The sequence below is a fragment of the Streptomyces durbertensis genome (genome assembly GCF_014156695.1).
Classification (GTDB): Bacteria; Actinomycetota; Actinomycetes; order Streptomycetales; family Streptomycetaceae; genus Streptomyces; species Streptomyces durbertensis.
In genome coordinates this window covers 1-3,034 of record NZ_WMLF01000557.1, presented here as the reverse complement: position 1 = coordinate 3,034, position 3,034 = coordinate 1, and the positions used below count along the sequence as shown (strand labels likewise).

Below are 3,034 nucleotides of genomic sequence, written 5' to 3'. Positions count from 1 at the left end.
CGATACGCGTGACCGGCCCCGCCGCTTGCATGTGAGTGCCTTCAGCCCTGCGGGATCAGCTTCTCCAGGTCACCCAGGTCCGTCGGGATGTCCGACGGCGCCTCGGCCGTCTTCACGAACGTGTCGGTGTCGCCGCCGTTCCAGGTGACGGTCATCGACTTCGCCTCGACCTTGTCGACGCTGCCGTTCGTACGGTCCTCGCCCTTGCCGCCCGGGCACTTGAGGGTCATCGTCGGCGTGCCGGCGTCGGTGAGACGACCGCTGCAGATCGCCTCGTCCCGCACCATGCTCACCCCGTCGCCGACAACGGTCAGCACGACGTCCTTGCCGTCCACCTTCGCCGTCCAGATGCCCTGCACCGTGCCGGGCTTCGCGTCGGGACCGTCGCCGCCGTCCCCGCCCTCGGTGCCGCCGGTCTGGGCCTGGTCGGCCGGCTTGTCGTTCTTTTCACTGTCGTCGGAACCGCTACCGCAACCGCTCACGAGCAGCGCGGCTGCCAACATCGCGGCAGCCGCCCCCGTGATTCGCGCTGACGTGCGCACGTGCTTCTCCTCCGTCGTCGGATGAACCCCCGCCAAGCTAGCAGTCGCCGGTCCACCAGGTGGATCTTCGACGCCCGCGCGGCGGCACGGGGGCGGTAGGACTTGGCACACCGCCCCCGTGCCGGTTCAAGTCCGGCTCCGGCTCCGCCGGACGGGGCTCAGCCGACGATCCGGCCGACGACCTCGCCCAGGCCGATCCGCTCGCCGTCCGGGCCAGGCGCCCAGGCCGTCAGCGTCACCTCGTCGCCGTCCTCCAGGAACGTCCGCTCGCCCTCGGGCAGCTTCAGCGGCTCCCGGCCGCCCCACGTCAGCTCCAGCAGGCAGCCGCGCTGGTGCTTCTCCGGACCGGAGACCGTGCCCGAGGCGTAGAAGTCACCCGTGCGCAGCGACGCGCCGTTGACCGTCATGTGCGCGAGCTGCTGCGCGGCCGTCCAGTACATCGCGCCGAACGGCGGCTCGGAGACGACCTCGCCGTTGATCGAGACGGTGATCCGCACGTCGAAGCCGCCCGGCTCGATCCCGCCGTCCGTGTCGTCCAGGTACGGCAGCAGCGTGTGGGTGCGCGGCGGCGGACTGGTCCGCGCGGCGTCCAGCGCGTCCAGCGGCGTGATCCACGCCGACACCGACGTTGCGAACGACTTGCCGAGGAACGGGCCCAGCGGCACGTACTCCCACGCCTGGACGTCGCGCGCCGACCAGTCGTTGACCAGGCACACGCCGAACACGTGGTCCCGGAACGCCGACTGCGGCACCGGCTCGCCCAGCCGCGTCGGCGTGCCGACGACAAAGCCGACCTCCGCCTCGATGTCCAGCCGGCGCGACGGGCCGAACGACGGTGCGTCCTCGTCCGGCGCCTTCCGCTGCCCCAACGGGCGCACGACCGGCGTCCCCGACACCACCACCGTGCCGGCGCGGCCGTGATAGCCGATCGGCAGGTGCTTCCAGTTCGGGGTCAGCGGGTCGCCGTTCGGGCGGAACAGCCGGCCGACGTTGGTCGCGTGGTGCTCGCTCGCGTAGAAGTCGACGTAGTCCGCCACCTCGAACGGCAGGTGCAGCGCCACCCGGGACAGCGGCAGCAGCAGCGGCGCCAGCACGGCGTGCGTCCGCTCGCCCGCGTCCGGATCGAGCCAGCGCCGGAGCTCCGCGCGGACCTCCGACCACACCGGCCGGCCGGCGGCCAGCAGCGGGTTCAGGTTCGGCGCGGAGAGCAGGTCCGCGTGCGCGGAACCGAGCGCGCGGGCGGCTGCGCCCAGATCCAGCACGTGATCGCCGTAGCGCACGCCCAGCCGACGACGGTCCGCGTCGTCCGCCGTGCTGAACACCCCGTAGGGGAGGTTGTTGCGCCCGAAATGATCGTGTTCGGGGACAATGAGCGGGTTGGCTGCTGACATGGGGTGATGCCCTCGCCTTCGAGGTCGTCGCCGGTCGGGACTGCGAACAGGCTATCGAGGGACGCGCCGCACGTGATCCACACGTGACCCGTTACCCTGCCCGTATTGGTGAACATTGCGGCGCAGTGACGCGCTGACCAGCTGAACGTTCGTCCGCAGACAGGAGAATCCAGTGACCGTCGTCGGGCCCTTCGGGCTGAGCGTGCGGGACGCGGCTCTGGAAGCCGACATCCTGGCCGGCCTGGCCGCCGTGGAGGAGGGCCTCCTGGCCGCCACCAAAAGCGACGTCCCGTTCATCACCGAAGCCGCCCAGCACCTCGTCCACGCCGGCGGCAAGCGCTTCCGCCCCCTCCTGGCGCTGCTCGCCGCCCAGTTCGGCGACCCGCACGCCCCCGGCGTCGTGCCCTCCGCCATCGTCGTCGAACTGACCCACCTCGCGACGCTCTACCACGACGACGTCATGGACGAGGCCGACGTCCGCCGCGGCGTCCCCAGCGCCAACGCCAACTGGGACAACTCCATCGCCGTCCTCACCGGCGACTTCCTCTTCTCCCGCGCCTCCCACGTGCTCTCCGACCTGGGCACCGAGGCCGTGGCCATCCAGTCCGAGGCGTTCGAACGCCTCGTGAGCGGCCAGATCCTGGAGACCATCGGCCCCCGCGACGGCCAGGACCCCATCGACCACTACCTCGAGGTCATCTCCGGCAAGACCGGCTCCCTCATCGCCGTCTCCGGCCGCCTCGGCGCGCTGCTCGCCGGCGCCGACCGCGAGACCGTCGCCACCTTCACCCGCTACGGCGAGCGCATCGGCACCGCCTTCCAGCTCGCCGACGACGTCCTCGACATCGCCAGCGACAGCAACGAGTCCGGCAAGACCCCCGGCACCGACCTCCGCGAGGGCGTCGCCACCCTCCCCGTCCTCCACCTGCGCACCCTCGCCGAGCGAAGCGGCTCCGCCGAGGACCGCGCCCTGCTGGAACTGGTCGAAGGCGACCTCCACGACGACAGCCGCCTCGCCGACGCGCTGGCCGGACTCCGCGCCCACGAGGCGCTGGCGCAGGCCCGCCGCGACACGGTCCGCTGCGCCGAGCAGGCCCGCGA

At 72.0% G+C, this 3,034-nt stretch carries 3 protein-coding genes; 1 reads left to right on the top strand and 2 read right to left on the bottom strand.

Annotated elements, in window-relative coordinates:
• Positions 1-41: 41 nt before the first annotated feature.
• Positions 42-542 (bottom strand): hypothetical protein, encoded by a 501-nt coding sequence (locus GL263_RS24280; RefSeq protein ID WP_182857884.1) that lies wholly within the window; start codon positions 540-542, stop codon positions 42-44.
• A 158-nt stretch (positions 543-700) separates the two neighbouring features.
• Positions 701-1,933, bottom strand: coding sequence for a fumarylacetoacetase (fahA, locus tag GL263_RS24275; protein WP_182857883.1), 1,233 nt, complete (start codon positions 1,931-1,933; stop codon positions 701-703).
• Between the two features lie 172 nt (positions 1,934-2,105).
• Here fahA and GL263_RS24270 point away from each other — a divergent pair.
• A partial coding sequence (locus GL263_RS24270) for a polyprenyl synthetase family protein (protein ID WP_182857882.1) occupies positions 2,106-3,034 on the top strand: 929 nt, incomplete at its 3' end.